Below are 19,697 nucleotides of genomic sequence, written 5' to 3' on the forward strand. Positions count from 1 at the left end.
CGCGCGGGCCCGGTATTGCGGGGCTCGCGGCGTTACTCAGCTTCCGCCCCAGATGTCCTCGAGGAAGCGGTGTTCTGCGCGCATACCGGACAGCCAGGTCTGCGCCTCGTCGACCGAGCAGCCGCGCTTACCTGCCACGATCTGGCTGAGGGCAGCACGAACCCCGGGAGCGAGCGTGCGGGCGTTGCCGCACACGAAGATCGACGCGCCCTGCCCGATCAGATCCCAGATCTCGTCCTGGTGGGCGAGCATCTCGTCCTGCGCGTACCGGCGGCCCTCGCGCGGTTGCCGTGAGTACGCGATGTGCACCCCGACGTCGGCGCTCGACGCGTAGGACTCCAGTTCGTCGGAGTAGATGTCGTCGTATCCGGGGCAGCGGCAACCGAAGAACAACAGCGAACGGGCCACCGAACCACTCCGTGCCTTCTGGGTCGCGCGTTCCTGAAGGAACCCGCGGAAGGGTGCCAGCCCTGTCCCGGCCCCGATCATGATCATCGGCACACTCGGATCGGACGGCGGGTAGAACGGGATGGTCGGCCGACGGCGGAAGACGAAGATGGTGCTGTTGGGCGCCATGTCCGCCAGATAGTTCGAGCACACACCCGCGAACGGGCGACCATCACCGCGAGCCGGGGCACGCAGCACCCCGGTGGTGAGGCTGCACGTCGCCGGATCGGTCGCCGGCGACGACGAGATCGAGTAGTACCGCGGCTGCAGCGGTGGCAGCAGATCCAGGTACTTCTCGAACGGCACCGTGCAGGCGGGGAAGCGCTCGAGCAGGTCGAGAACCGACACGTTGGGCAGGGCGACTTCGTCGCGGTACTGCTCGTCGTCGAGGAGGTCCAGCAGTTCGGCGCGTTGTTCCGGGTCCTCGGTGTACTCGGCGAGCACCTCGATGTCGGAGCGGGTGGCGCAGGCCTGCAGCTCGACGCAGCTGCCGAGGATGCCCAGCAGCGGGGTGGATTCGTCGACCGGCAGGTGGGTGTGGGTGCCCGGGTTCGCGACGATCGTGAGGTACATCCCGGCATCCAAACCGAACCGCCACATCACCCGGCGGATCAAGTCGACGCTGTTGCGCGGCAGCACGCCCAGATGATCACCGGCGCGATAGTCCATGCCCTCGGGCAGCGCGACCTCGACGTGCCGGGTGGATCGAGGCTCGGGAACGGTGGCACCATCGCGCACGAGTTCCCGGTTCACACGGACCCGGGCGGGGACGGCTCGATAGGACAGGACGACTGGATTGGCGAGCTGACGGTTGACGATCGAGATCGACATGCCACCGCCGTCCGGAGGTGCGACGGCTGCCGAGGGCAGATCGAGCGCTGTTTCGCAGTCCGACCACAGCTCCGAATGCCACTGCCGGTACTGGGCGTCGAAGTCGCCGTGCGCGTCGCCCGCACCGCGCGGGCGGATGCGTTGCGCGCCGTGCCGTTCGAGTTCCGTGTCGATGAGGGTCGGGACCGCCTGATAGGTGGCGGCCCAGTCGGTGTCGCCGCAGCCGAACACGGTGTACCGCACGGCCGAGTACGCATCGTCGGGCAGCGACGGCTCGCGCAGCGCCGCGACGAATTGTTCGGCGTTCTCCGGTGGCATCCCGTTGTACGACGAGCACACCACGATCAGCGACGACGCCGTACGGGCGGCATCGATGTGGTCGTCGAGCGTGCCGACGGTCACCCGGAATCCGCGTTCGGTGCCTTCCCGGGCGAGTTTGTTCGCAATGCCTTCGGCGGTACCGAGATTCGATCCGAACAGGATCGTCAGCGGTGTGCCGTGCCCGGTGGCGGGTGCTGCCGGCTCGGCGGCAGGTTCCGGGGTGGGCGCGGTGTCAGCGGCGACAGGCGCCGCGGTGCCGAGTGTGTGCCCCGCGCGAGGCCGGACCCGGATGTAGAACTCGTCCGGTTTGACGGTGAGCGCGGTCCGGGTGTGCAGTTGGTAATCGCGGTGATCTTCGAACTCGAAGCGTTGCAGAAGCATTCCGAGGACGAGCGTGGCCTCCTGCATCGCGAACTGCCGTCCGATGCAGGCCCGCATCCCGGTGCCGAAGGGCTTGTAGGCGTTCGGGGGAAGTGCCTGCTTGTGTTCGGGGGTGAAGCGGTCCGGATCGAATGTGTCGGCGTCGTCGCCCCAGACGGCCGGGTCGCGGTGCAACGCTTGGATGATTACGGAAAGTCCTGTGCCGGCGGGGATCGCGTAGCGTCCGGCGAGGATCTCGTCCTGGCGTGGAGCACGCGTGAACATCGGTGCGGTGGGCCACAATCGGAGCGTCTCGTCGAGAATCTGCGTGACGTAGGTGAGGCGGCGGATCTGCTCGTAGGTAGGCCGTGGATTGTCGCCGAGCACCTCGTCGACCTCGGCCCGCGCACGGTCGGCGATCTCGGGGTGTTTCACCAGGAAGTACAGTGCGAACGAGAGCAGGCCGCTGGTCGTCTCGTGCCCGGCGATCAGGAATGTCAGGCACTGGGCGACGATGTTCTCGTCGGGAAGGCCGAGACCGCTCTTCGGATCGACACCCTCGAGCATGCGGCCCAGCAGGTCCGTATTGTCGGCGTCGCTTCCGCGTCGGCGACGTTCCGAAATGAGCCCTTGGACAAGGGTTTGCATGTACTCCTGGTCTTCCTGGGCCCGCCGTTTCGCCTGGATGTCCAGGCGCCGCTGAATCGGCAGCTGGCGGGCGCGTTTCTGGGCCTGGGCCAGTGAGCGGACCATCGCCGCGACGAACGGGTGCGGTGTCTCGCGGTAGAAGGAGTTGAATCGGTAGTCGAACCCGCACAGGGCGATCGTGTCGAGGGTCAGTGCGGTCATGTCGACCGGGACGTTCACCTCGTCGCCGGGATTGAGACGCGACCACTTGTCCATCAGCTGGCCGGCGATGTCCAGCATGCGCGGGACGTAGTCGCGCATCGCCTGCTGGCTGAACGGCGCCATGAGGATGTTGTGGGCGCGATGCCACAACGGGTCGTCGGTTGCGCTGGTGAACAATCCGGATCCGGCGACGCTGTTGCGGAGGGCGCCGAGCCCGGCACCGACTTGTTTGTCGAACCGGGTGTCGTCGCACAGGTCGTCGACGAGATCGGCGCCGGAGACCATCACCCGGGTTCCCATGGGTAGCGACAGCTTGTAGATCGGGCCGTATTCGCGGGCGAGCGCGATGAAGCCGTCGATCGGGCTGTGGGTGTCGATGTCCAGCAGGTTGCCGAGCCACGGGAGTCCGTGGGGGCCGGGAAGGTCGTCGAGTCCGATCGGTGTCGTCATGGGTTGCTCCGAGCGAGGGAAGCCCTGGCTGTCGCGGTCGCGGATGCAGCGGCACCGGTGAGCGCCGGAGCAGGGGAGGACGTCCGCCGCCGGGGTCGGGCCGGGGTGGTGGGATCTGCGGTCCGATCGGATCTCGGCATCGACAATCCTCACCGTTGCAGGCAGAACGGGAACGATCGAGCGAAATTTTACTCGGTCTCGCGCGCCGATTCCGGGCCCTCGGATACCGGACGGAGTCACTACGTGAGCAACGACCAGGTGGATGCGATCGCGCCGCCGTCCCACCCGCCGCCGCAGGCTCCGCCCGATCGCGCTGGGTAGGCTGCCCGAGGGCGCGCCCGGTGCCGCCGCGCAACCCCGCGCGCTCGAGGCGCTCGGCAGCGGGTTCTCCACGGCCTTCCTCGTGGTCGCGGCCGCCGCCCCTGGCCCCCGCGCTGCTCAGCTGCTTCGGGCTGCGTGGAGTCCGCGAGGTTCGGTCCGGTCGCGGCTGCGGACCGAGTCTGCTGCGGTCTCCGACAGCGAACCTGGTGGGGAAAGCAGAGTCGGCGCCGGTTGTGGGTCAGTTCCGCTCGGTGAGACGGATGACGGGAAGTTCGCGGTCGGTCTTCTTCTCGTAATCGGCGAACCCCGGGCTCGCGCTGACGATCTGTTCCCAGGCGCGCTCTCGTTCGGCGTCGTGAAGCTGCTCGGCGTCGACGGCGACGGTGCGTCCTTCGACCTCGATGCGCACCTTGTCGGGGTTGGCCGCGATGTTGTAGTACCAGCCGGGATTGCCGGCGGCGCCGGCGGCCGAGGCGACGATGAGCCGGCTGCCGTCCGGACCGGGGAACCAGTTGACCGGCGTCGAACGTTCCTGCCCCGTCTTGCGGCCCACAGTGGTGAGGATGAGGGCATTGCTCCCGCGGAAGCGGCCACTGCGCCGGATGCGCCCGGCCATCAGTTTGTTGACCAGACGGAACAGGGGACCGGACGGCTGGCGGGCACCACGAGTTCCCGCGGGGGTGTCGAAGCTCATGGCCGTGTCCTTTGTTCGGGTGTCGGTCGCGGCACGGATCAGCCGCCTGCGCGAGCGCGGAGTTCGCGTCGACGTGCCGAGCGCCGACCCCGCAGCCGCAGCCGACTGTAGGCGAACAGCGCGAGCACGACTCCGACCAGCACCAGCATCCCGATGTTGAACAGCCACGCCGACGAGGTGTGCTGCCACAGCGCATCGGCCTCGGCCGTCGGATCCTTCGCGCGAAGGTCGACGGTCGAGGCCGATGCGGCGTATCCCCAGCGTGCCGAGAACAGCCACGACAACTGTTCGAGCACGACGCGGCCGGTGATCGGGATCAGGCCCCCGCTCATCACCAGCTGCACCATCACCGCCACAACGAGCATCGGCATGACCTGCTCACTCGACCGGGCCACCGCGGACAGGGCCAAGCCGAGGACGACGCACGAGCACGTGGTCAGCGCGATGTCCACCATCAGTTCCACGGCGCCGACCGGAATCAGGGAGCCGGGGCCCGGAGCGCCCTTGCCGGCCATGACCACCAGCACCAATACGACGGACTGGACGATCGCCGCCGCACAGAACACCAGGATCTTGGCCCACAGATAAGCGGAGGGTTGCAGTCCCGCGGCGCGTTCCCGGAAGTAGATCTGCCGTTCGCCGACGAGATCGCGCACCGTCAGCGACAGGCCCATGAAGCAGGCGCCGAGGATCAGCAGGATGAGGATGAACGACAGCTCTCCGGGTTCTTCGCCGGGGGACGGGAATCCGAAACCGTCGTCGCCCGGCACGAGAATCGTCAGGCCACCGAGGACGAACGGCAGCACCGACAGGAAGATCAGATATCCGCGGTCCGCGCGGATCAGTCGCAGCTGCCGCCGCGCCACCGTGCCGAGCTGCTTCGTCCGCGACGTCTGGGCCGGTTGCGGCAGCGGACCGGGCTCGGTCGCCGGTGGCTGCTCGACCAGGGTGCTGCGCGCCAGGTGATCGGCGTACACGGCGTCGGGTTCGGCCGCGACCCGGGCGAAGATCTCCGCCCAGTCGGTACTGCCCAGCGCCGAACCCACCTGCGCGGGCGGGCCGACGTAGGCGGTCTTGCCGCCTGGTGCCAGGAGCAGCACCTGATCGCACATCTCCAGATAGGACAGCGAATGCGTGATCACGAGGATCACCCGGCCCAGGTCCGCGAGGCGCCGCAGGGTGGCCATGATCTGCCGGTCCAGGGCCGGGTCCAGCCCGGACGTGGGCTCGTCGAGGATCAGCAGTGACGGACCGGTGAGCAGCTCCAGGGCCACCGACGCCCGCTTGCGCTGCCCGCCGGACAGATGATCGACACGGGTGTCGGCGTGCTCGGTGAGCTGCAGCTCCGCCAGCACATTCGCAATGGCCTCGTCCCGGTCCGAACGCGTCGTGTCCGGCGGCAGCCGCAGTTCCGCCGCATAGCCGAGTGCCTGCCGCACGGTGAGCTGCCGGTGCACCACGTCGTCCTGCGGGACGAGTCCGATCCGCGACCGCAACGCCTCGTACTCCGAGTGCACGTCGTGGCCCTCGAATTCGACGACACCGTCGGTCGGGCCGGTGGTTCCGGAAATGATCCTCGCGACCGTCGACTTGCCCGCCCCGGACGGGCCGATCACGGCGGTGAGCGTACCGAGCGGGGCGGACAGGCTGACGTCGTCCAGAAGTCGCTGCCCACCGGAGATCGTCAGACCGACGCCGTGCACACGCAGCCCGACCGTGGGTGACGGCTCCTCCTGCCGTGGCACGAGGCGATCGCCGTGCACCACCAGATCGGTGTTGCCGATGGTGACGACGTCGCCGTCGCGCAGGGGTGTGCGGGTCACCGCTTTCCCGTCGACGTACGTGCCGTTGACGCTGCCCAGATCCTCGATCTCGAGGCCCGACGGGCCGGTGTGCAACGCCGCATGGACGCGGGAGACGAGGACGTCGTTCACGACGATGTCGCAGGTCCGGTCGCGTCCGATCGAACGTGCGCCGGCTTCCAGGGGGCGTCGCTTGCGGCGCGGTGCGGGCCGCATATCGTCGGCGCGCATCGTCCGCCACTGCTCGATCATGCCCTTCCGGGTCCGTGTCGCGGACGGGTCGGCCACGCTGATCTTCAGCGACGGCGCGGTGAAGGGACCGCCGCAGCGCACCACGACGGAGTCGGTCACCGCGATCCGATCCACGCGGTGGCCGTCGACGAACGTGCCGTTCTTGCTGTCCGAGTCCGTGACGTACCAGCCGTCGTCCCACAGCACGCGGGCATGCTCGCGGGAGACCATCGGATCGGCGATCGTGATGTCCATTGCCTCGTCCCGGCCGATCCGCACCTGGTCGGGCGCGTCCACGACGGTGCGGCCGCCCTCCCACTCGATCACTACCCGGCCGTTTCCGATGTCCATCGCGTCGGCCTCCCGTTCAGTTGTCGGGACGCAGCACCAGGCGGGTGCCGCGCGCCTCTCCGGCCTCGAGGCGGCGGTGGGCCTCGCCGGCGGCGCTCAGCGGTAGCTCCTCGATGTGCCGGGGGCGCAGCACCCCGTCGGCGAGCAACGTGGTGACGTGCCGTGCGGCTTCGGCCAGCTCGTCGGTGGTGGCGTTGCTGATCGCGAAGCCGAGCAGACTGCGGTCGCGGGGGTACAGATCGCCTGCCCGGCACTCGAGTTTCCGGTCCATCCCGGCCATCACCACGATCCGGCCACGCAGCGCGAGCAGCTCCAGGGCGTCGGAGAGATCGAGCCGGCCGGACGTGTCGACGAGCACGTCGACACCGTTCGGAGCGGCGGCGCACAGTTGCTCGATCAGGTCGGGAGCCGCATAGTCGAACACCTGCGCCGCGCCCGCCGAACGGCACCATTCGTGGTCCTGCGCGCGCGCCGACGCCAGGACGCTCGCACCGGAGCGCGCAGCCATGGCGGTCAACGCCGAGCCCACATGCCCGGCGCCGCCGGCGACGAACACCGTGTCGACCGCCCGCAGACCGGCATGGGTGTACAGGGCGAGATGCGCGGTCGCCGCGGGGTGCGCGACCGCGACCGCGACGACCGGATCCACCCCTTCGGGCAGCGAATACACCCGTTCGACCGGAGCGGTCGTGTATTCCGAGGTCGGGCCCTGCCGGCCGTCGTGCCCCAGGCTGTTGCACCACACGCGGTCGCCGATGTTCGGGGCCGTCACGTCGGCGCCCCGGTCGACGACGGTGCCGACCACGTCACGGCCGATCACGAACGGGAACGTCACCTCGGTTCGGAATCGTCCGGACCGGACGAAGGTGTCGACGTTGTCGACCGCGACCGCCTCGACCCGCAGGAGCACATCACCGGGGCCGCATCGCGGAACGGGCAACAGGCCGTAGCGAATCGCGTCGACGCCGCCGAGCGATTCGACGTAGGCCGCGTGCATGTGTTCCGGGGCGGGCACGAATCCGATGGTACCGACCGGGCCGGTCCTCTCCGGGTGGTTCGCGAGGGTTCGCGGGCGCCCGATCCGGGCGCGGCGGGATACTCGGACCGTGACCGCTCCGCTGTTCGCCGCCGAGCCCCTGGCCGGGATCGCCCTGGTCGTGGCGCTGGCAGCGTGGATCGTCTCCGAGGTTCTCATCGGGCGGCGGCATCCGCCGTCCGGGACGAACCCGGTCGGCCGCGGAATCGGTGTCGCCGTCGGGCTGGGCCTGGTCGCCGTCTACGTCGGCGGTCCCGTTCTGAGCCTGACCGTCACGGAAACGACGATCACCACCGCGCAGCTGCTCCTTTTCGTTGCCGGACTGGCGATTGCGTTGGCGGGGCAGGGATTCCGGCTGCGCGCGGTGCGGGAACTCGGTGCGTCGTTCACCTTCGAACTGCAGACGGTCGCGGGTCAGCGGGTGATCGACACCGGGCCGTACGCGCGGATCCGGCATCCGTCGTACACGGGAGCTCTGATCTGTGCGCTGGGATTCACTCTCGCATATACGAATTGGCTGGCGCCCCTCACGGTGCTCGCGCTGGCCGCCGCCTATGTGGTGCGGATACCGGCGGAGGAACGCATGCTCGTCGACGCGCTCGGCGACCCCTACCGCCGCTACATCGCCTGCACGTGGCGGCTGATTCCGCACGTGCTCTGATCACGGTGGGCAGAGCGCGGCCACGACCGTTCGCGCCACCCAGTCCGCATACCGGTCGAGTGTCCAACCCCGTTCGAGGACCAGTCGCTCGTAGGTGTCGATCGCCAGATAGTTCCACAGAACATCGCGAACCTCGTCGAGGTCGACGCCGGCACGAAGCTGTCCGGTGGCCAGGAAGTGCCCCCCGAGCATCGTCGCTGCGGTCAGTCCCTCCTCGCTCAGTTGCCGCCACACCGGGGTGAGCGAGTCGTCCACGTGCCGTCCGTCGCGAATGAGGATCTGCACCTTCGCCGATCGTTGCTGCCGGCGGGCCAGGGCGTGGACGAATATCTCGATCTTGCGGCGCACGTCCGGTTCGGCGAACATCGCCTGCTGCTCCGGACGTTCGGCGACCGGCACCGGTTCGTCGTCACCGGCGATCACGAAGTCGAAGACCGCTTTCGCCAGCGCCGCCTTGCTGCCGAAACTCTTGTACAGGCCTTTGACCGAGACACCCGCCCGGTCCGCGATCCCGGCGAGGGTGGTGGCCCGAAAGCCGTCGCGTTCGAACAACTCTTTCGCGGCCACGACCACGGCGCGACGTCGCGCGCGGGCCTGTTCCTGCCTGCCGGAGGAGTCGTATCGCCTCTTGACTTCGGCCATCACCGCTCCGATAATTTGGGTACAACCTGATTGAACTCAATGTATCAGGTCCGCCACCGCGAACTCCGCCACCGCATCCCTGAACATCGGAGCAATCTGTCGAACCCTTGCACAAGAGTCGTAATCCGTTGTGCGGCAGAAGGATTCCGTGAATTCGAGGGGCTGAGCGGACGAAGGGAAGGAGAGGGCCATGGGCATGGAGCGTCATGAGCCCGCCGATACCCGAAGCATGGGGATCGTCCACAGCGCTCTGCGTCGCGATCTGGAACGAACCCGGCTGGTACTGGTGTCCGAATCACCACCCGACGAGCGACGCCGACGAGAGCTCGCCGACCACATCGTGTGGATGATGCGTGCCCTGCACTTGCACCACACCGCCGAGGATGCCGGACTGTGGCCGCTGATCCGGGCCAGGAATCCCTCCGCGAGTGCACTGCTCGACGAGATGGCGACCGACCATCGGCGGATCGCGCCCGCGATCACCGCTCTGGAGGAAGCTGCCCGGGCCTACCGCGTAGATGCGGGCGCGCGGGAACGGTTGCTCGGCGCGCTGGCCGGGCTCAACGAGGTCCTGTTGCCGCACCTTCGGCGTGAAGAACTCGAGATGATGCCGGTCGTCGGCGCCACCCTCACCACAGCCGAGTACCTCGCCGTCGAGAACGAGTACTTCGTCAAACCGAAGGGCATCGTCGAGCTGGGAGCCGAAGGACCCTGGATCGTCGACGGCGCCACCCCGGAGGACCGCGATGTGATCCTGCACGTCATCCCCGCCGTCCCGCGCTTCGTTCTCATGCAGACCTTCGGCCGGAGATACCGCCGCAAGGCCGCGAGGTTGTGGAGCGATGGACCGGCGGCGGCTGTACGCCCGCTGAAGGTCTCACCGGGGCGGGACGATGTCGCTTCGGTGGAGCCGAGCCCCCTGCGGGACGGAACCGGCCGGATCGGCAGCCGAAATCTCGCCGATTAGTTCGATCAGTTCGATTGGATTGTGTCGGAAAGTGATTCGGACTCACCTCCACGTGGGGGAGCGGCGCCGCTACGCGGCGAACCTTACCGGGCGTCTGTGCCCGGACCGTAGAGCCGCGCCACGTCGGGGGAGTCGAGCCACTTGGAGTAGGTGGGCGATTGCGGCCATCCCTCGGGGGAGTCCTGCCATTCCTCCTGCCGGCCCCACGGCAGGATGTCGAGCAGGGCGAAGGTGTAGCTGAGCTGTTCGGTGCCGCGGCCGGTGGTGTGCCAGGTGCGGTAGACCTTGTCGCCGTCGCGGAGGAACACGTTGACTGCGAAGTCGCCGCCGGGCGGCGCGTCGACGTCGGCGCCGAACGAACTCTCCGAGGACGAGTACCAGTCCATCCTGTTGCCGACCTTGGCCTTGTAGGCCAGTGCCTCGTCGATGGGACCGTTGGTGACGATGACCATGCGGGCGTCGTAGTTGTCGAGGATGTCCAGCCGGGTCCACTGCGTGGAGAGGCTCGTGCATCCGCCGCACTGCCACTCCGCGCCGTCGGACCACATGTGGTGGTAGACGATGAGCTGCGAGCGGCCCTGGAACACGTCGACGAGGCGAATCGGGCCGTCCGGGCCGATCAGCGTGTAATCGGGCAGTTCGACCATCGGCAGCCTGCGGCGCTGCGCCGCGATGGCGTCGAGTTCACGGGTGGCGGCCTTCTCCCGTCTGCGCAGGTCGTCGAGCGCTTCCCGCCAGGTCTGCCGGTCGACGATCGGAGGTAGGGCACGGGCGGTCTGCTGGGTCATGATCTCTCCCAGGGTCGAATGGATCCGTTCTCCTGTATCGACCGGGAAGCGGCCCGAAAGTCATCATCAACAGAAACGGCGGGGGCGAGGAACCTGGTTCCTCGCCCCCGCCGGTCACTTGGTAAAGGTGATCACGCGTCCTTACGGTTGGTGCTCCTGAACCTTTTCGGCCGCAGCGCGTCGCCGCGCCAGCACCGTGCAGGTACCGGCGATCGTTGCGGTCAGAGCGCCGGTCGCGAGCAGCTGTGTGCGCGCGGCGGTGTCGAACAGCGCGAGCACCGCGATGCCGGCGAGCAGGCCGAGCGTCGCGTACGACAGGTACGGGAAGCCCCACATCTTCAGCGGCAGTGCATCCTCGGTGCCGTTGCGTCGTGCGCGACGACGGAGCACGATGTGCGAGACCGCGACGAACGTCCACAGCACCAGGATCGTGGAGCCGACGGCGTTGAGGAGCAGCGGCAGCACCCGGTCGGGGTAGAGAAAGTTCAGCCCGACCGTGACGAAGCCGAACGCCACCGAAGCGAGCACCGCATTGCGGGGAACGCCGTTGGACGACAGTCGCCCGAAGACGGGATGCGCCGATCCTCGGTGCGACAGCGAGAAGATCATCCGGGACGCGCTGAACAGCATCGCGTTGAGCGACGAGAGCAGCGCGACCACGACGATCACGGTCATCACCGCGGCGGCACCCGGGACGGCCCCGGCCTGCAGCACGGCGACGAACGGACCGGTCGCGAGGTCCTCGGAGGTCCACGGCAGGATCGTCACCATCACGAGCACCGACCCGATGTAGAACACGAGGATGCGCCACACCAGGGTGCGCACCGCGCGGCCCACGTTACGACGGGGATCGGCGGTCTCCGCGGCGGCGATCGCGATGATCTCGGTGCCACCGAACGCGAACACCACGATGAGCAGGCCGGCGGCGATACCGGCGATACCGGTGGGGGCGAACCCGCCGTGCGCCGTGAGGTTCGCGAAACCGGTCGTCTCGAACGTGGGCATCCACCCGGCGATCATCGCGACACCGATCACCAGGAACCCGAGGATCGCGGCGATCTTGATTGCGGCGAACCAGAATTCGACCTCGCCGAAGCGGCGCACGCCGACGAGGTTCACGCCCGTCAGCGCGACCATGTAGAACAGCGCGGACGCCCACTGGGGGATCCCGGGCAGTGCCACCGCGGTGATCGCGGCAGCGCCGGTGGCCTCCGCGGCGATCACGATGATGACCTGCACCCAGTACAACCACCCGATGGTCCGGCCCGCGACGGGACCCAGGGCGTTCTCGGTGTGTTCTGAGAAGGCGCCGCTGGCGGGGTTGGCCGCAGCCATCTCACCCATCATGCGCATCACGAACACGACGAGAACGGCCGCGACGAGGAACGAGATCAGGATCGCCGGGCCGGCGACGGCGATGCCCGCCCCCGACCCGACGAACAGGCCGGCCCCGATGGCGCCGCCGAGGCTCATCATGACGAGCTGGCGGGGCCTCATCGCGCGATGCAGACCGGCGGTGCTCTGGGCACCGGTCGTGGTCGCGGGAGCCAGGGTTTCAGTCATCGATGCGCTCCCCGGCCGGAACCAGCTGGTCGAGTGCGATCTCGAAGGCCGTCGCGGCGAGTCCGGTGAGCTCGGCCGAACGGTCGTGGCACCGACGCAGGGCAGTCTCGATGGTGGTGGACACATCACCGAAGATCGCGGCGTCGGAGACCTCCACGTCGCCTTCCATGAGCTGGGCGAAGGCGCGGGCCATGCCGCAGTTGGCGATGAAGTCGGGGATCACGGCGACGGACTTGTCGGCGTGCTCGTAGGTGGGGCCGTAGAAGATCTCGTCGTCGGCGAACGGGACGTTCGCGCCCGAGGCGATCGACTCGAGTCCCGCAGCGACCATGCGGTCGACCTGCTCGCGGGTGACGAGTCGGCTTGCGGCGCAGGGCAGGAAGATCTCGGCTCCGAGATCCCAGATGCGGGCGTTCACCTCGTCGAAGGGGAGCATGCGGTCGCTGCGCAGGGCGTTGCCGTCGCGCTCGAGCAGCAGGGTGCGGACCTCGTCGAAGGAGAGCCCCTCGGGCTCGAGGATGCCGCCGTCGCGGTCGATGATGCCCACGATCGACGCGCCGGCCTGGGCGAGATAGTAGGCAGCGGCGGCGCCGACGTTGCCCCAGCCCTGCACCACCACGCGCTTGCCCGCCAGGTCGCTGCCCCGGTAGACGAGCTGGTGGTGACGGACCGACTCGGCGACGCCGTAACCGGTGATCAGATCGGCGACAGTGTATTTCGTGCTGGTGGCGGGGGTGAACCGCGCGTCCTCGACGACCTTCGCGACGCCGAGCCGCAGCTGGCCCACCCGCTGGATCCGCTGGCGCTCGTCCTTGCCGAAGTGACCGTTGACGACGCCTTCCTGCGGGTGCCACAGTCCGTTGGCCTCGGTGAGCGGAACGACCTCGTTCATCTCGTCGACGTTGAGGTCGCCGCCGGTGCCGTAGTACGCCTGCAGCAGGGGAGTGACCGCCGCGAACCAACGGCGCAGCACGCCTTCCTTGCGCGGGTCGGACGGATCGAAATCGATGCCGGACTTGGCGCCACCGATCGCGGGTCCGGAGACGGTGAACTTGATCTCCATGGTCTTCGCCAGCGACTCCACCTCGCGCCGGTCGAGACCGCGGCGCATGCGGGTGCCGCCGCCCGCTGCGCCGCCCCGCAGCGAGTTGATGACGACCCAGCCCCGGGCGGTGGTCTCGGTGTCGTGCCACTCGAAGACGATCTCGGGGGCTTTTTCTTCGAATCGGGTCAGCAGGTTCTTCATGGCGAACGACTGTGACGGCAGTAACAAATGCTGCGCAACTGTGCCTCGGAGAACTGTACAGCGTGCGGAGGGTCCGGATGCCCGAAGCGCTTTTTTCTGTGCAATCCGGCTAGTCGGAACGGGATTGTGGACGTGATCGGCTCAGCGCCGGTACGCGGGTGCTTTCGCGGATCGTTCGGGCTGGAGGGTGCGGAGCAGCGGCATCGCCCGGTAGTGCACGACCTCCGACAGCACCATCACGCTCGTCGAGCGCGCGACGATCGACGAGCGGTTCAGTTCGATGAGGGTCTGCTGGAGGCCGAGATGCGATTCGGCCCCGATGCGGCACAGGACGTCGCCCGCGCCGGTGGTGGCGAACGCTTCGAGCACCCCCGGGATGCGTTCGAGGACCTCCGTGACGTCTTCGAGAGCGCCCTGCACGATCTCCATCGTCACGAACGCCTGGACCTCGAAACCTGCTGCGGCGAGGTTGATCCGGGGTTCGTAGCCGGCGATCACCCCGGTGTCCTCGAGGCGCCGCAGGCGTGCCGAGACGGTGGCGCGCGCGACCTTCAGGCGACGGGACAGCTCGAGCGCGCCGACCTTCGGGTCGGCGTGCAGGGCCTCGAGAAGCGCGAAATCCAATTCGTCCAGCTGCACGGGCTCGCGCATCGCGCTTCCTTCCCATCGGACGCCGAAAACTAGCCTGATTGTATAGGTGAACGTCAGGATTCCAGCGAATTCGAGTCAGTCGGACCAGTTCCCGAAGGCGACGTTGCGTCCCACCGGCGGGTGGGTTTCTCCTGGTGACACACGACACAACGACTGTGCCGCAGTGAGCGGCAGGAGGTTGCAGCGATGACTCTGGAATACACCCTGACCGACAGCGAACGACTCGCTCAGCTCGACGCCGAGGAGCTCCAGCGCCTCGTCGGTCTGGTGGAGTACGACAGCGAACGGGATCCGTTCCCCGTGAGCGGCTGGGACGCTGTGGTGTGGGTGGTCGGCAACGCGACGCAGACGGCGCACTACTTCCAGTCGGCCTACGGCATGGAACTCGTCGCCTATTCCGGACCCACCACCGGCAACCGCGACCACCACGCCTACGTACTGCGCAGCGGCGCCGTGCGATTCGTGATCAAGGGCGCGGTGGATCCGGACAGCCCGCTGATCGAGCACCACCGCCTGCACGGTGACGGCGTGGTCGACATCGCGCTGCAGGTCCCGGATGTCGACAAGTGCATCGAGCACGCCCGGCGCCAGGGAGCGACCGTCCTCGAGGAGCCCTACGAGCTGAGCGACGAGAACGGCACCGTCCGCATCGGTGCCATCGCGACCTACGGCGACACGCGGCACACGCTGGTCGACCGGTCGCGCTACAACGGTCCGTACCTGCCCGGCTACGTCGAGCGCACCTCGACCTACCGCAAGCGCGAGGGCGCGCCGAAGCGGATCTTCCAGGCGCTCGATCACGTCGTCGGCAACGTCGAACTCGGACGCATGGACGAGTGGGTCGACTTCTACAACCGCGTCATGGGTTTCACGAACATGGCGGAGTTCATCGGCGACGACATCGCGACCGACTACTCGGCTCTCATGAGCAAGGTGGTGTGCAACGGCAACCACCGCGTGAAGTTCCCGCTCAACGAGCCCGCGATCGCGAAGAAGCGTTCGCAGATCGACGAGTACCTCGACTTCTACCGCGGACCGGGTGCGCAGCACCTCGCCCTGGCCACCAACGACATCCTCACCGCGGTCGACCGGCTGCGTGAGGAGGGCGTGGAGTTCCTCGCGACTCCCGATGCGTACTACGACGATCCGGAGCTGCGTGCCCGTATCGGCAAGGTCCGGGTGCCGATCGAGGAGCTGAAGAAGCGCGGCATTCTGGTCGACCGCGACGAGGACGGCTACCTGCTGCAGATCTTCACGAAGCCCATCGGCGACCGCCCGACGGTGTTCTTCGAACTGATCGAGCGGCACGGATCGCTCGGCTTCGGCAAGGGCAACTTCAAGGCGCTGTTCGAGGCGATCGAGCGGGAGCAGGCCGCACGCGGCAACTTCTGAGTCCGGGCTCCGGACCGGATCCGATCGTTCACCCGGTCGGTGCGGGGTGGGACGGGTCGTCGCCGGGGCCGGCGCGGTCGCGGTACGTGCTCGGGGTGAAACCGAGCACGCGCCGGAAGTCCGCGCACAGGTGTGCCTGGTCGGCGTACCCGAGTTCGGCGGCGACCTGCCCGATCGGAATCGCCGGGTCGTCGCGCAGGCGCTGGGCGGCCTCCTGCAACCGGTATCGGCGGATCATCGCCAGCGGTGTCACCCCGACGTAACGCTGCGCGAGGCGCTGCACGCTGCGCACGGAGATCCCCAGCGTCTGTGCCAGGTCGTCGACACGGGTCGGTCCGAGATCGGCGGCGATCGCGTCCTCCATCGCGTTGGCCAGTTCACCCTCGGCGTCGGGTGGGCCGACACGGTCGAGGAGCCACGCGGAGTACGCCGCGGTCGCGCGAGCCCGCCGGGCGGCGCCGTCACCATCGGGCGACATCGCCGCCGTCACGGCGCGGTGCAGCTCGGTTGCCTCGAACGGGACCTGCCGGTCGCGTGCCGCGCGGGGGTCGCCGACGAGCGCCGGGACAGCGGCGGGGCGCAGCAGCGCACCGACCGCCCAGCCGGTGCCGGTCAGGTCGCGGTGCGACCGTCGCGTCGTCGGACCGGACAGGGTCACCCCATCGGCTCCGACGGTGAGATTCGAGGCGGGGAAGGACAGGACCTCCTGCCGCGAGGTTCGGCCCGGGGCGAGCTGCCATTCCGGAATCCAGAACCACCGCACCAGGCCTGTGAGTTCGCGCGGCGGCGGTTCGCGATGGAACGTGGGCAGGCGCGCGGGATACAGGACCCCGCGTCGGTCGCTGGTCGTCACGCCGGATCCCTTCTCGTGTGCTGTCGCGAATCTACAAGCCACCCCCGACGGTCCGGTCCTAGCGTCGGGGCATGAACGAGAACACCATGACCGGAGCCGGTGTCACCGGCGACCACACGACCGACGGTATCCCGCACGGATCCACCAGCCTGACCCCGTTCATCGCGGTGCCGTCGGCCCGCGACGCCATCGAGTTCTACCGCTCGGTGTTCGGTGCCCGCGTCGTCGACGTCACCGAGATCGGGGGAATCGTTGTCCATGCCGACCTCGACTTCGGCTGTGGGCGAATGCAACTCGGCGAACCCAATCCGGACTACGGGCTCGTCGCGGCGCCGCAGGGGGACGCCGACTGCTATTCGCTCGGGCTGTACTGCTCGAACGTCGACGAGGTGGTGCTGCGGGCCGAGCGTGCCGGTGCCGCCATCCGTGAACCGCTGGCCACGTTCGTCTCCGGCGACCGCTACGCCTCGATCCGCGACCCGTTCGGGGTGCGCTGGTCGATCATGACGCGCGTCGAGGACCTGTCCGAGGAGGAGAGCGTCCGGAGGGTCGCCGAGTGGGCCGCGGAGCAGGCCTCCGCCGGGTGACGTCGCGGCGCCGGAGCCGTGCGCACTACCAGAGGTCGAATGCGCTGTCCGACACGGTGAATCCGTGCAGGCGTGCCGCGCAGGTGACGCCCGTGACGGGATCGACGGTGCACGTGAATCCGGCGGCGTCGAGGCGGTGACCGTAGGGCAGCGGCTGCACGCCGGCTCCGGGACCGTGGAACCGCGTGTCGCCCACACTCGTGAACGCGGCCGGTCCGTCGGCGGTGACGGACACCGAGTTCGGCGGTACCAGGACGTCGGGTGCGCCGCTGCCGGGCACCTTCGGTGCGGTCGCCGGCATGGGTCCGTGGCAGCCGGCGAGCGTCGGTTCCTCCGTGGAGATCATGCACGCGAACTTCCCGCTGGCGCTCGTGAAGTGGTAGACACCCGGCGCGGTCAGGTAGTTCTCGGCATCGACGGTGGATCGGACCGGGGAGGACATGCCCGGAGCCCGGGACGATGCGAGCTCGGACTCGGGTGCGGTCGCGTGCGGGGCGGAGACAGGGAACGTCGGCTCCTCGGCCGAGGCGGAGGGAATTCCGGGCACGACGACCGTGCATCCGGTTCCCGCCGTCACCGCGAAGACTCCCAACAGAACAGCCACACCCCCGTGTTTCATGCGGACATGGTGACCGAAGTCTCCGAGCCGGTGTCACGCGGGGGGTCACGCGGGGGTGTGGTGTCCGGGTGTCACGCCGCCAGCAGGCGATCCAGTGCGACGTAACTCGCGCTCAAACCGGACTCCATGCCGGACTGCAGCATGCCGTCGCGTTCCTCGGTGGTGTGGAACAGGCTCTCGGTGACGAGCTTCGTGCGACCGTCGCCGAGGTCGACGAACGTCGCGGTGTCGATCGACACGTATCCGGGCATGCCGTCCCACTCGAAGGTCTGGACGATGCGTTCCTTCGGGGTGATCTCGCGGAATCGTCCTTCGAATCCATGGGTTTCGCCGTCGGCGTGCTCGACGAACCGCCAGTGTCCGCCGCGTTCGAATTCGAACTTCTCGACGTCGAGCCGGTTCCCCCGGCCCCACCATCGGACGAGCAGGTCGGGTTCGGAATGGGCGGCCCAGACCCGGTCGAGCGGGGCGTCGAAGACGCGTTCGATGTGGATCACGCGGTCGCCGGGGTTGGTGACGGTGAGAGTGGTGTCTGTGACAGTGGGATCGGGGGTGGTCATGATGGCTCCTTGGTTTCGTCGAGGAATGCGGCGAGACGATCCATGCGGTCTTCGATCGACTTCCGGTGGCCGCGGATCCATGCCGCTACGTGGTCGAGTGGGTTGGCGCCGAGGGTGCAGTACCGCACACGGCCCTTCTTCTCCGTCAGTACCAGGCCGGCCTCCTCCAGGAGTCGGATGTGTTTGGTGATGCCGGGCAGGCTCATCTCGAATCGCGCGGCCAGGTCGCTGATCGACGCGGGGCCGTTCGCCAGGTGTTCGAGGATTCCGCGGCGGGTGGGGTCGGCCAGTGCCGCGAACGTCGAATCCAGATCCGAATGCTGAACCATTTGGTTAAGTGTTGCACCGGGAATGGGGGGAGTCAACCCGTATTCGCGGATCGTTCACCCGATGGTTCCGCGTAGGTGACCGCCCCGACGCGCACACCGGGCACGCTGACGGCATGCCGACACTCGTTCCCGACTCCCTGTTCGGCTTTCTGCAGGACAGCGGTCTCGCCGGATCCGCCGGTGAAGCCGCGGCCCTGCTCATGGAGGGCCTGGTCCGGATCAACGACCTGCCCGCCCGGAACCCCCGCGTCCACCTGGTCCCCGGCGACGTCGTCTCGGTCGCCGGTGCCCCCCGACGCGCGGTCTTTGCGCCACCGGCAGAGGTGCGTTGCACCCAACCGCTGCGTTCCCGGCGAAACCGGGCGAGACTGGTTCGCGTGACCGGACACCCGTTGCCCAAGACCTCCGCACCCGCGCAGCGCGCGCTCGACGGCATCGGCGTCGCGACCCTCGAGGACCTCACGCGGTACACCGAACGGGACCTGCTCGCGCTGCACGGCATGGGACCCAAGGCCGTTCGCATCCTGCGCGAAGACCTCGAGCGCCACGGCCTCTCCTTCGCGTAGTGGGCCCGCGCTCCCGTTCCCCTGACGCGACCGCCGGAACGCAGTACCGTCCGAACGGTGCCGAAGAAATTCGAGTTCACGGCAGTCCTCGACCATCCGGCCCGCGACGTGCACGCCGCGCTGACCGACGAGCGGTACTGGCGTGACCGCGTCGCTGCCAGTCCCACCGCGACCGTGCGGATCGAGAACCCGGACGGTCCCGGCACGCTGCTCGTCGTCGTGACCGAACGGACCGAACCGGCCGACATGCCCGCGCTCGTCCGTGGCGTCGTGCGCGGCCCGATGATCATGGAACGCACCGACCACTGGGGCGCCCTCGGCGCCGACGGCGCGACCGGCCTCGTCGTCGGCGGTGCCAGCGGCATCCCCGTCGACTTCCGGGGCACCTCGCATCTGCGGCCCGCCGCGGACGGAACCGTCCTCGCCGTGCGCGGCGAGGTCACCGTGAAGATCCCGATCGTCGGCCGGCAGATCGAAGGTCTGGCCGCGAAGATGATCGGCCGGATCGTCGAGAACGACCGCGACGCGCTCGCCGCCTGGCTCACCCGCTGAACCACTCGTCGCGCCGCCCTCGCCCGGG

The 19,697-nt window shown here is 68.5% G+C and carries 19 protein-coding genes; 6 read left to right on the plus strand and 13 right to left on the minus strand.

The genetic code is table 11. The features are described from left to right. Nucleotides 1-36: 36 nt before the first annotated feature. The 4 genes from M1M07_RS08605 to M1M07_RS08620 form a co-directional block, all read right to left on the minus strand. Complete coding sequence (locus M1M07_RS08605; protein ID WP_248673870.1) at nt 37-3,258, minus strand: bifunctional cytochrome P450/NADPH--P450 reductase; 3,222 nt, start codon at nt 3,256-3,258, stop codon at nt 37-39. Between the two features lie 559 nt (nt 3,259-3,817). Beyond that, complete coding sequence (locus M1M07_RS08610) at nt 3,818-4,273, minus strand: nitroreductase/quinone reductase family protein (RefSeq protein ID WP_197257981.1); 456 nt, start codon at nt 4,271-4,273, stop codon at nt 3,818-3,820. A 38-nt stretch (nt 4,274-4,311) separates the two neighbouring features. After that, complete coding sequence (locus tag M1M07_RS08615) at nt 4,312-6,657, minus strand: FHA domain-containing protein (RefSeq protein ID WP_248673871.1); 2,346 nt, start codon at nt 6,655-6,657, stop codon at nt 4,312-4,314. Between the two features lie 16 nt (nt 6,658-6,673). Further along, on the minus strand, nt 6,674-7,672 hold the full coding sequence (locus M1M07_RS08620; protein ID WP_248673872.1) for an NADPH:quinone reductase: 999 nt from the start codon (nt 7,670-7,672) through the stop codon (nt 6,674-6,676). Nucleotides 7,673-7,763: 91 nt separating this feature from the next. Here M1M07_RS08620 and M1M07_RS08625 point away from each other — a divergent pair, with 91 nt between their 5' ends. Then, the gene (locus M1M07_RS08625) at nt 7,764-8,354 is read left to right on the plus strand and encodes an isoprenylcysteine carboxylmethyltransferase family protein (RefSeq protein WP_248673873.1); all 591 of its coding nucleotides are present in this window, start codon (nt 7,764-7,766) and stop codon (nt 8,352-8,354) included. On the opposite strand, the gene M1M07_RS08630 is transcribed toward M1M07_RS08625, so the two are convergent. Then, nucleotides 8,355-8,996 (minus strand): TetR/AcrR family transcriptional regulator, encoded by a 642-nt coding sequence (locus M1M07_RS08630; RefSeq protein WP_197257993.1) that lies wholly within the window; start codon nt 8,994-8,996, stop codon nt 8,355-8,357. Between the two features lie 196 nt (nt 8,997-9,192). Between M1M07_RS08630 and M1M07_RS08635 the strand changes: the two genes are divergently transcribed. Then, nucleotides 9,193-9,963 (plus strand): hemerythrin domain-containing protein, encoded by a 771-nt coding sequence (locus tag M1M07_RS08635; protein ID WP_248673874.1) that lies wholly within the window; start codon nt 9,193-9,195, stop codon nt 9,961-9,963. Between the two features lie 83 nt (nt 9,964-10,046). Here M1M07_RS08635 and M1M07_RS08640 read toward each other — a convergent pair whose 3' ends face one another. The 4 genes from M1M07_RS08640 to M1M07_RS08655 form a co-directional block, all read right to left on the minus strand. Next, nucleotides 10,047-10,751, minus strand: coding sequence for a DUF899 family protein (locus M1M07_RS08640; RefSeq protein WP_197257995.1), 705 nt, complete (start codon nt 10,749-10,751; stop codon nt 10,047-10,049). 141 nt (nt 10,752-10,892) lie between these two features. Continuing rightward, nucleotides 10,893-12,314, minus strand: coding sequence for an amino acid permease (locus M1M07_RS08645; RefSeq protein ID WP_197257997.1), 1,422 nt, complete (start codon nt 12,312-12,314; stop codon nt 10,893-10,895). Continuing rightward, on the minus strand, nt 12,307-13,560 hold the full coding sequence (locus M1M07_RS08650; protein ID WP_248673875.1) for a Glu/Leu/Phe/Val dehydrogenase dimerization domain-containing protein: 1,254 nt from the start codon (nt 13,558-13,560) through the stop codon (nt 12,307-12,309). The genes M1M07_RS08645 and M1M07_RS08650 overlap by 8 nt, the downstream gene beginning before the upstream one ends. 141 nt (nt 13,561-13,701) lie before the next feature. Continuing rightward, complete coding sequence (locus M1M07_RS08655) at nt 13,702-14,211, minus strand: Lrp/AsnC family transcriptional regulator (protein WP_197258001.1); 510 nt, start codon at nt 14,209-14,211, stop codon at nt 13,702-13,704. Nucleotides 14,212-14,397: 186 nt separating this feature from the next. On the opposite strand from M1M07_RS08655, the gene hppD reads away from it, so the two are divergent. Next, the gene (gene hppD / locus M1M07_RS08660) at nt 14,398-15,603 is read left to right on the plus strand and encodes a 4-hydroxyphenylpyruvate dioxygenase (RefSeq protein ID WP_197258003.1); all 1,206 of its coding nucleotides are present in this window, start codon (nt 14,398-14,400) and stop codon (nt 15,601-15,603) included. A 28-nt stretch (nt 15,604-15,631) separates the two neighbouring features. On the opposite strand, the gene M1M07_RS08665 is transcribed toward hppD, so the two are convergent. Beyond that, a complete protein-coding gene (locus M1M07_RS08665; RefSeq protein WP_248673876.1) occupies nt 15,632-16,456 on the minus strand; it encodes a helix-turn-helix transcriptional regulator in 825 nt (274 codons plus the stop codon). A gap of 71 nt (nt 16,457-16,527) precedes the next feature. On the opposite strand from M1M07_RS08665, the gene M1M07_RS08670 reads away from it, so the two are divergent. After that, nucleotides 16,528-17,043: a glyoxalase/bleomycin resistance/extradiol dioxygenase family protein gene (locus M1M07_RS08670; protein WP_248673877.1), complete on the plus strand. Its 516-nt coding sequence runs from the start codon at nt 16,528-16,530 to the stop codon at nt 17,041-17,043. A 25-nt stretch (nt 17,044-17,068) separates the two neighbouring features. On the opposite strand, the gene M1M07_RS08675 is transcribed toward M1M07_RS08670, so the two are convergent. From M1M07_RS08675 to M1M07_RS08685, 3 genes are all read right to left on the minus strand, one after another. Further along, a complete protein-coding gene (locus tag M1M07_RS08675) occupies nt 17,069-17,662 on the minus strand; it encodes a hypothetical protein (RefSeq protein WP_231611799.1) in 594 nt (197 codons plus the stop codon). A gap of 71 nt (nt 17,663-17,733) precedes the next feature. Further along, nucleotides 17,734-18,222, minus strand: coding sequence for an SRPBCC family protein (locus M1M07_RS08680; RefSeq protein ID WP_197258008.1), 489 nt, complete (start codon nt 18,220-18,222; stop codon nt 17,734-17,736). Beyond that, complete coding sequence (locus M1M07_RS08685) at nt 18,219-18,551, minus strand: helix-turn-helix transcriptional regulator (RefSeq protein ID WP_197258010.1); 333 nt, start codon at nt 18,549-18,551, stop codon at nt 18,219-18,221. The genes M1M07_RS08680 and M1M07_RS08685 overlap by 4 nt, the downstream gene beginning before the upstream one ends. 113 nt (nt 18,552-18,664) lie before the next feature. Here M1M07_RS08685 and M1M07_RS08690 point away from each other — a divergent pair, with 113 nt between their 5' ends. Together M1M07_RS08690 and M1M07_RS08695 are read left to right on the plus strand one after the other, a co-directional pair. Continuing rightward, nucleotides 18,665-19,117, plus strand: coding sequence for a S4 domain-containing protein (locus M1M07_RS08690; RefSeq protein WP_248673878.1), 453 nt, complete (start codon nt 18,665-18,667; stop codon nt 19,115-19,117). A gap of 57 nt (nt 19,118-19,174) precedes the next feature. Next, the gene (locus M1M07_RS08695) at nt 19,175-19,669 is read left to right on the plus strand and encodes a DUF2505 domain-containing protein (RefSeq protein ID WP_197258012.1); all 495 of its coding nucleotides are present in this window, start codon (nt 19,175-19,177) and stop codon (nt 19,667-19,669) included. Nucleotides 19,670-19,697: the final 28 nt, after the last annotated feature.

This window comes from Rhodococcus sp. HM1 (assembly GCF_023218075.1).
Taxonomy (GTDB): Bacteria; Actinomycetota; Actinomycetes; order Mycobacteriales; family Mycobacteriaceae; genus Rhodococcus.

Excerpts from the sequence above, each read along its gene's own strand:
- M1M07_RS08605 (WP_248673870.1), bottom strand. The coding sequence starts at position 3,258 with ATGACGACACCGATCGGACTCGACGACCTTCCCGGCCCCCACGGACTC.
- M1M07_RS08610 (WP_197257981.1), bottom strand. The coding sequence starts at position 4,273 with ATGAGCTTCGACACCCCCGCGGGAACTCGTGGTGCCCGCCAGCCGTCC.
- M1M07_RS08615 (WP_248673871.1), bottom strand. The coding sequence starts at position 6,657 with ATGGACATCGGAAACGGCCGGGTAGTGATCGAGTGGGAGGGCGGCCGC.
- M1M07_RS08630 (WP_197257993.1), bottom strand. The coding sequence starts at position 8,996 with ATGGCCGAAGTCAAGAGGCGATACGACTCCTCCGGCAGGCAGGAACAG.
- M1M07_RS08635 (WP_248673874.1), top strand. The coding sequence starts at position 9,193 with ATGGAGCGTCATGAGCCCGCCGATACCCGAAGCATGGGGATCGTCCAC.
- M1M07_RS08640 (WP_197257995.1), bottom strand. The coding sequence starts at position 10,751 with ATGACCCAGCAGACCGCCCGTGCCCTACCTCCGATCGTCGACCGGCAG.
- M1M07_RS08645 (WP_197257997.1), bottom strand. The coding sequence starts at position 12,314 with ATGACTGAAACCCTGGCTCCCGCGACCACGACCGGTGCCCAGAGCACC.
- M1M07_RS08650 (WP_248673875.1), bottom strand. The coding sequence starts at position 13,560 with ATGAAGAACCTGCTGACCCGATTCGAAGAAAAAGCCCCCGAGATCGTC.
- M1M07_RS08655 (WP_197258001.1), bottom strand. The coding sequence starts at position 14,211 with ATGCGCGAGCCCGTGCAGCTGGACGAATTGGATTTCGCGCTTCTCGAG.
- hppD (WP_197258003.1), top strand. The coding sequence starts at position 14,398 with ATGACTCTGGAATACACCCTGACCGACAGCGAACGACTCGCTCAGCTC.
- M1M07_RS08670 (WP_248673877.1), top strand. The coding sequence starts at position 16,528 with ATGAACGAGAACACCATGACCGGAGCCGGTGTCACCGGCGACCACACG.
- M1M07_RS08675 (WP_231611799.1), bottom strand. The coding sequence starts at position 17,662 with ATGAAACACGGGGGTGTGGCTGTTCTGTTGGGAGTCTTCGCGGTGACG.
- M1M07_RS08680 (WP_197258008.1), bottom strand. The coding sequence starts at position 18,222 with ATGACCACCCCCGATCCCACTGTCACAGACACCACTCTCACCGTCACC.
- M1M07_RS08685 (WP_197258010.1), bottom strand. The coding sequence starts at position 18,551 with ATGGTTCAGCATTCGGATCTGGATTCGACGTTCGCGGCACTGGCCGAC.
- M1M07_RS08690 (WP_248673878.1), top strand. The coding sequence starts at position 18,665 with ATGCCGACACTCGTTCCCGACTCCCTGTTCGGCTTTCTGCAGGACAGC.